Annotated in this window: 9 protein-coding genes and 1 pseudogene; 5 read left to right on the top strand and 5 right to left on the bottom strand. The window is 65.1% G+C overall.

Features of this window, described 5'->3' with window-relative positions:
- On the top strand, positions 1 to 494 hold a 494-nt coding region (locus BIS11_RS07935; RefSeq protein WP_253585896.1), incomplete at its 5' end, for an FAD-binding protein.
- On the opposite strand, the gene BIS11_RS07930 is transcribed toward BIS11_RS07935, so the two are convergent.
- Positions 491 to 868: a hypothetical protein gene (locus BIS11_RS07930; RefSeq protein WP_253422164.1), complete on the bottom strand. Its 378-nt coding sequence runs from the start codon at positions 866 to 868 to the stop codon at positions 491 to 493. The two genes, BIS11_RS07935 and BIS11_RS07930, sit on opposite strands and share 4 nt — an antisense overlap.
- Positions 849 to 1,142, bottom strand: a complete 294-nt coding sequence (locus BIS11_RS07925) for a succinate dehydrogenase assembly factor 2 (protein WP_253422161.1) — start codon at positions 1,140 to 1,142, stop codon at positions 849 to 851. Before BIS11_RS07925 ends, BIS11_RS07930 begins: the two co-directional genes overlap by 20 nt.
- Positions 1,143 to 1,347: 205 nt before the next feature.
- Here BIS11_RS07925 and BIS11_RS07920 point away from each other — a divergent pair, with 205 nt between their 5' ends.
- From BIS11_RS07920 to lapB, 3 genes are all read left to right on the top strand, one after another.
- A complete protein-coding gene (locus BIS11_RS07920; protein WP_227389250.1) occupies positions 1,348 to 1,644 on the top strand; it encodes an integration host factor subunit beta in 297 nt (98 codons plus the stop codon).
- A gap of 97 nt (positions 1,645 to 1,741) precedes the next feature.
- On the top strand, positions 1,742 to 2,047 hold the full coding sequence (locus BIS11_RS07915; protein WP_227389251.1) for a lipopolysaccharide assembly protein LapA domain-containing protein: 306 nt from the start codon (positions 1,742 to 1,744) through the stop codon (positions 2,045 to 2,047).
- Positions 2,048 to 3,247: a lipopolysaccharide assembly protein LapB gene (gene lapB / locus BIS11_RS07910; protein WP_253422151.1), complete on the top strand. Its 1,200-nt coding sequence runs from the start codon at positions 2,048 to 2,050 to the stop codon at positions 3,245 to 3,247.
- Here lapB and pyrF read toward each other — a convergent pair whose 3' ends face one another.
- A complete protein-coding gene (pyrF, locus tag BIS11_RS07905; protein ID WP_253585895.1) occupies positions 3,248 to 3,943 on the bottom strand; it encodes an orotidine-5'-phosphate decarboxylase in 696 nt (231 codons plus the stop codon).
- 230 nt (positions 3,944 to 4,173) lie between these two features.
- Here pyrF and BIS11_RS07900 point away from each other — a divergent pair, with 230 nt between their 5' ends.
- Entirely contained in the window at positions 4,174 to 4,452 is a 279-nt protein-coding gene (locus BIS11_RS07900) for a helix-hairpin-helix domain-containing protein (RefSeq protein WP_253426866.1), read from the top strand.
- A gap of 45 nt (positions 4,453 to 4,497) precedes the next feature.
- On the opposite strand, the pseudogene prpF reads toward BIS11_RS07900, so the two are convergent.
- Positions 4,498 to 5,666: pseudogene (gene prpF / locus BIS11_RS07895) on the bottom strand (2-methylaconitate cis-trans isomerase PrpF).
- A 67-nt stretch (positions 5,667 to 5,733) separates the two neighbouring features.
- The coding region (locus BIS11_RS07890) for an aconitase family protein (protein ID WP_253585894.1) at positions 5,734 to 7,103 on the bottom strand (1,370 nt) is incomplete at its 5' end.

Raw genomic sequence — 7,103 nt, 5'->3', positions numbered from 1 at the left:
GGCTTTACGCGATCGGCGAAGTCGCCTGCACGGGCCTGCACGGCGCCAATCGCCTGGCCAGCAACTCGCTACTGGAATGTCTGGTCTACGCCAGAAGCTGCGCGGATGCTCTGTTGCGCGCCCCCGCACGGCCCTTCGAGGCGCCAGGGCACATGCCCGGACTCGCGAAGAGCACCGGCGACTTCGCGGCATCGAGCGCACTGGAAGAAAGACTCAAGGAAGTGATGGGACGCCATGTCGGTATCGTCAGATGCGATGCCGGCCTTGGCGAGGCCGCCACGCGACTCGATGAACTCGAGGCAGAGCGCCTGGCGCTTGGCAACACCGATCACCCAGGGAGTCGACGCTTCGAGCAGAGAGTGCACCTGGCCAGACTGACCGTCGACGCTGCCCGCGCGCGACGCGAGTCCCGTGGACTGCACTATTCGACGGATTGGCCTTCCGGAAGCGGCGCCGCCCACGCCTCGACAGCGCAGGCGACCCCGGCGCTCTAGTGACCGGGGCGATGCAACAGGCGGCGAAGCGCACGGTGGCTCTCGCCGGGCAGGCTGTCTGGCCATAGCCAGAGCCGCGTGCGCCCCACGTCGAGCCCCAGAAGCCAGGGCCCCAGATAGGAGCAGCGCAGCGGACGCTGCTCGCCCTGCTCCCCGTTCGGTGATAACCAGCGCGCATAAAGTGCCTCGTCGACGCGATGGACGAAGAGCGTTCCGGTCGGTTGGCGCCGAGCATGGCGAAACACCAGCCACAGGCACGCCGGCAGTGCGACGAGCATCCAGGGCGAAGCGGTCATCCAAAACCCCACCCCGACGAGCCCCACGGCCAGCAGCGAGTGAATCACCAGCGGATAGCTAGAGCGTGCGATAGGCACTGTTATCGGTGGTTTCGGCATGCTCGACGATCATCTGGACAATATGGCGAAGCTCGGGGTCTTCTGGCCACTCACGGTGCATCAGCCAGACGAAGAGATCCTGGTCCTCCTCCTCGATCAGGCGCTGGTAGGCGAGTTGCTCCACCTCGGAGAGCGTCTCGAAGCGCGCCTCGAGAAACGGAATCAGCAGAAGGTCCAGCTCCCACATGCCACGGCGCGAATGCCAGTAAAGCCGCTTGCGAAGGATGGCCTTGGGGGATGTGTCGTCGCTCAACGGGAACCTCTACGGGCTGGAAAATGGAAAGCCAGTATACCGAAGCCACGGGGTCGCGCCAGCGGCCCGCTTCGCCTATGCTGTTATTCGACCTAGAACCTTGTTTTATCTAAATTGTTTTATACCAAAATGCGCAGTATGCTGAGTTGGATGTTATTCAGGTCGAAAGCCCGTACGACCTTTAACGTTCGCAGGGAGCCAACCGATGACCAAATCTGAATTAATCGAACAAATCGCGATGCGTCAACCGGAGCTGTCCGCCAAGGAAGTCGAAACGGCGGTGAGGATCATACTGGATGACATGACCGATGCGCTGTCCAGCGGCGGCCGCGTGGAGATTCGCGGATTCGGCAGCTTTTCGCTGCACTACCGCGAGCCGCGCGTGGGGCGCAACCCCAAGACCGGCGACCCCGTCGATCTCGAGGGCAAGTACGTTCCTCACTTCAAGCCGGGCAAGGAGCTGCGCGAACAGGTCGACGCCAGTCGGGCGCTGGGCTACTAGTCACACGGCATCTGGCCCTTGCGATATCGGGGATGACGCCAAGCCTGGGGTCGTACACAATAGAGCGATCATGCACGTCACAGCTTAGGAAAATCTCATGCGTTGGATCAAAGGGCTATTACTGGCCATTATTCTACTGGTGGTGCTGCTTGTCGGCATTCTTTTCGCTGTCAACAACCAGCAGACCGTGGCCCTGAACCTGATCTGGACCGAGCTTCCGCCGGTATCGCTCTCGGTATGGCTGCTCGCCACGCTGACCTTCGGCGTGGTGCTGGGCATGCTGGCCATGCTGGGTGTCTATGTTCGCCTGAAGACGCGTCTGGCGCGCAGCGAGCGACACAACCGGCATCAGCAGAAGGAGCTCGATCGACTACGCACCCAGGAGTTCAAGGAACTGGTGTAAATGCAGGACGCCGTGCTGCTCGGCGTGCTGCTGGCGGCAGTCGCCATCGGCTTCGCGCTGGGCATTCGCTTTGATGCGCGGCGCAAGCGTCGCCGTCCGGCCACGAACGACGCTTCTCTCGCGCGTGAATACTTCGTCGGCCTCAACTACCTGCTCGACGAGAAGCCCGACCAGGCGATCCACACCTTCATCCATGCCCTCGACGTCAACAGCGACACCGTCGAGACGCACATTGCGCTTGGCAAGCTGTTCCGCGCCCGGGGCGAAGCCGACAAGGCGGTCAGCATCCACCAGAACCTGCTCGCTCGCCCCGCGCTCTCTTCTGAAACCAATGCCCACGTCCAGCTCGAGCTCGCCCAGGACTTCATCGCTCTCGGTGTTCACGATCGCGCCGAGCGGCTGCTGCAGACGCTGCTGTCCCAGGTCGGCAGCGACGCCTATCGCCTGCGCGCCAAACGCCTGCTGATCGACCTGCTGGATCGGGAGCGCGAATGGCAGCAGGCCCTCGACACCGTTGCCTCCATGCTCAAACAGCAGCCCGGCATGCGCCGCGCCGCCGCCCACTGGTACTGCGAGCTTGCGCGCGAAGAGATCGATCAATCGAGCCGCCAGCTCGCCCGGCGACACCTCAAGAAAGCGCTGCAGATGGACGAGACCTGCGTTCGCGCCACGCTGATGCTCAGCGAGCTGGAGATGGAGAATGGCCAGTATCAGCGCGCCATCGAGTGGCTCGAACGCATTCCGCACCAGGACATCGCCCACGTGCCGACGATGCTGCCGGCGCTGCGGCGCGCCTACGAACGCCTGGAGGCACCCGAGAAGTTCGAGTCGCACCTCTACCGATTGCTGGGCCAGGCGCCCTATACCAGCGTGATCATCGCCCTTGGCGAACTCGTCCATCGCCGCGACGGGGTAGATGATGCCATCGAGCGTACCGGCGAGTGGCTGCGCGAAGCGCCAAGCCTGGGCGGTCTCGACTACTTGATCGACCTGTACCTGCAGAGCGAGCGGCTCGGCGGCAAGACTTCGCCGGATACCCGTCTGCTGCTGCTCAAGCACCACACCGATGCACTGCTGGAGGGTCGCCCGCGCCATCGCTGTCGTCACTGCGGATTCCCCAGCGAAGGCCTGACCTGGCAGTGCCCCAGCTGCCGGCGTTGGGGCACCATCAAGCCGATCACGGGCATCGAGGGCGAGTAGCTAGGCGATTTCCGCCTCGATCGCCGCCAGCGCGGCCATCGGGTCACTCGCCTGGGTGACCGGGCGGCCGATCACCAGGTGCGTGCTGCCCGCCGCCAGCGCCTTGGCCGGCGTCATCACGCGCTCCTGGTCGTCGAGCGCAGCGAAGTGCGGGCGAATGCCCGGGGTCACCTTGAGGAACGCTTTGCCGAGGCTAGCCTCGAGCGCGGCGGCTTCCTGCGCCGAACAGACGACGCCGTCGAGCCCACTCTCCTGGGTCAGCGCGGCCAGGCGCATCACCTGCTCATCGAGAGCGCCGGCCACGCCGGTGCCCGCCAGCACTTCCTGCGTCATGCTGGTCAGTACCGTGACGGCGATGAGGTGAGTGGCGAGCCTCTTCTCCTTCAGTCGCTGGGCGGCAGCGCGCATCATCTCGCCGCCGCCGGCAGCGTGGACGTTGACCATCCACACGCCCTGCTCCGCCGCGGCCTGCACGGCGCCCGCCACGGTATTGGGAATGTCGTGGAACTTGAGATCGAGAAATATCTCGAAGCCGCGCCCGTGCAGCGCCTCGAGCACCGCCGGCCCGCTACGGGTGAAAAGCTCCTTACCGACCTTGACGCGACAGCGCGTCGGATCGAGCTGGTCCGCCATGCAAAGCGCCTGGTCAAGCGAAGGGTAATCGAGGGCGATGATGAGGGGGGAATCTGTAGCCACGGCGCGCTCCTTGAGATGATCGCGCCAGTATATCAGCCTTGACGGGCCTTTTCGTGTAAGCGATGTCTACGTAAACGCGCTCGGAATTCTTACATGGCCTGTCGTCACCGTATGACGGCAAGCACCGAACTTTCTGGCTACGTTGACAAGGACTGAAGCTCGCTTAGGGAACGGGCCTTGGTCGCAAGATGCACCTAATCACCCAGATCATAACGAAGAGGATGCTAAACATGCAGCGATTCATCAAGGGCTTGGGAGTAGCGGCAGTGATCGGCATGAGCGTGGTCGGAACCGCTTTCGCGCAGTCGGTTGCACCCATCAACGTCAATACCGCCGACGCGGAGCTCCTCGCCGAGCTGCCCGGCGTCGGACCGAGCCGCGCGGCGGCGATCGTCGAGGAGCGAAATGCCAACGGCGAGTTCGAAAACGCCGAGGATCTCACCCGGGTCAGCGGTATCGGCCAGGCCACGGTGAGCGGCATGGAAGACCAGATCGTCTTCTCGGATTGATGCCCAGGGCCCGCTTTAACAGGATCGCGGGCCCGCCTTTCCTCTCTAGCCCTCGAAGGGCACGAAGACGGCGCCCTGCATCAGCACCCGAGCGCTGCGGCTCATCACCGCCCGGTCGATCTGCCAGCGCCCGTCCATTAAGCTTGCCTTGGCGCCTACCTGCAGAACTCCCGACGGATGACCGAAGGTGACCGCTTCGCGCTCGCCCCCGCCGGCGGCCAGGTTGACGAGCGTGCCCTCGATCGCCGCTGCCGAGGCAATCGCCACCGCTGCGGTGCCCATCATGGCGTGGTGCAGCTTGCCCATGGAGAGCGCCCGTACCAGTAGATCGACCTCACTGTCCGCCACGTTTCGACCACTCGATGCCGTATAGCTTGCCGGCGGTGCCACGAAAGCCACCTTGGGCGTGTGCTGACGGGCGCTGGCCGCCTCGATGTTCTCGGCAAGCCCCATCCTGAGAGAAGCGTGAACGCGGATCGCCTCGAACCGCGCAAGCGCCTCGGCGTCAGTGTTGATCGCCTCCTGAAGCTCGGTGCCGGTATAGCCCACGTCCCTGGCATTGACGAACACCGTAGGAATGCCGGCGTTGATCAGCGTGGCTGCCAGCGTGCCCACGCCCGGCACCTCGAGCGTATCGACCCGGTTGCCGGTGGGAAAGATCGCGCCTCGCCATCGGCGGGGTCGACGAAGGCGACGGAAATCTCGGCGGCGGGAAAGGTCACGCCGTCGAGCTCGAAGTCGCCGGTCTCCTGCACCCGGCCGGCGCTGATCGGTACCCGTGCGATGATGGTCTTTTCGATATTCGCCTGCCAGATGCGTACCTCGACCACGCCGTTCTCGGGGATTCGCGCGGCCTCGATCAGCCCGGCACGAATCGCGAAGGGGCCGACCGCAGCGGAAAGGTTGCCGCAGTTGCCGCTCCAGTCGACGAAGGGGCGGTCGATGGCGACCTGACCGAAGAGATAATCGACGTCGTGATCAGGTGAGGCGCTTTTAGAGAGGATCACCGCCTTGCTGGTGCTCGACGTCGCCCCGCCCATGCCGTCGATCTGCTTTTCGTAAGGGTCCGGGCTTCCCATCAGGCGCTGCAGCAGCCGGTCGCGGGCGGAGCCCGGGGCGCGCGCCGCCTCGGGCAGGTCATCGAGCTTGAAGAACACGCCCTTGCTGGTGCCGCCGCGCATGTAGGTGGCGGGAATCTCGACTTGCGGGCTCATCATGGGTCGCTCCTGAAACGCCCGGCGCGGGGCCGGGCGTGAGTGTCGGGAATGAGGCAATGCCGAATCAGGCCGGCGTCGCCTCGAGAAAGTCCTTGGCAAAGCGCTGCAGCACGCCGCCGGCGGTGTAGATGGAGACCTCCTCGGCGGTGTCGAGGCGACAGATCACCGGCACCCGCTCGGTGCCGCCGGCGCGGTGGATCAAAAGCGAAAGCGTCGCGCCCGGCGCGGTGTCGCCTTCCACATCGAACACTTCGGTGCCGTCCAGCGCCAGGGTCTTGCGCGTGGTGCCGGGCTCGAACTGCAGCGGCATCACCCCCATGCCCACCAGGTTCGTGCGGTGGATGCGCTCGAAGCCTTCGGCGACGATCGCCTCGACCCCGGCGAGCGCCACGCCCTTGGCCGCCCAGTCCCGCGAGGAGCCCTGGCCGTAGTCGTTGCCGGCGATGATGATCAGAGGCTGCCTGCGCGCCATGTAGGTTTCGATCGCCTCCCACATGCGCACCACCTTGCCTTCGGGCTCAAGACGCGCAAGCGAGCCCTGGCGCACGTGGCCATCGTCGCCCAGCGCCATCTCGTTGTAGAGCTTGGGGTTGGCGAAGGTCGCCCGCTGGGCGGTCAGGTGATCGCCCCGGTGGGTGGCGTAGGAGTTGAAGTCCTCCTCCGGCAGGCCCATCTTCAGCAGGTACTCCCCCGCCGCGCTGTCCGCCAGGATGGCGTTCGACGGCGACAGGTGGTCGGTGGTGATGTTGTCCGGCAGGATCGCCAGCGGGCGCATGCCCTTGAGCGCCCGGGCGCGCGCCATGTTGCCTTCCCAGTAGGGCGGGCGGCGAATGTAGGTGCTCTGCGGGCGCCACGCGTAGAGCGGGTCGACCGGCGCGCCGGCGCTCTTGTCGAGATCGAACATCGGGATGTAGGTCTGGCGAAACTGCTCCGGCTTGACCGAGGCCTTGACGATGGCGTCGATCTCGTCGTCGTCGGGCCAGATGTCCTTGAGCGTGATCGGGTGGCCGCGGTCGTCCACCCCCAGCACGTCCTTCTCGATGTCGAAGCGGATGGTGCCGGCGATGGCGTAGGCGACCACCAGCGGCGGCGAGGCCAGAAACGCCTGTTTGGCGTAGGGATGGATGCGCCCATCGAAGTTGCGGTTGCCCGACAGCACCGCCGTGGCGTACAGATCGCGCTCGATGATCTCGCGCTGGATTTTTGGGTCCAGCGAGCCGGACATGCCATTGCAGGTGGTGCAGGCGTAGCCCACCACGCCGAAGCCCAGCGCCTCGAGCTCCGCCATCAGCCCGGCGTCCTCGAGATACATCTTCACCGTTTTCGAGCCCGGCGCCAGCGACGACTTCACCCAGGGCTTGCGTAGAAGCCCCAGCCGGTTGGCGTTGCGGGCGATCAGCCCCGCCGCCACCATGTTGCGCGGGTTGGAGGTGT

Source organism: Halomonas sp. 707D4 (assembly GCF_024158685.1).
GTDB lineage: Bacteria > Pseudomonadota > Gammaproteobacteria > Pseudomonadales > Halomonadaceae > Vreelandella.
This window is presented reverse-complemented; position numbering and strand designations above follow the sequence as displayed.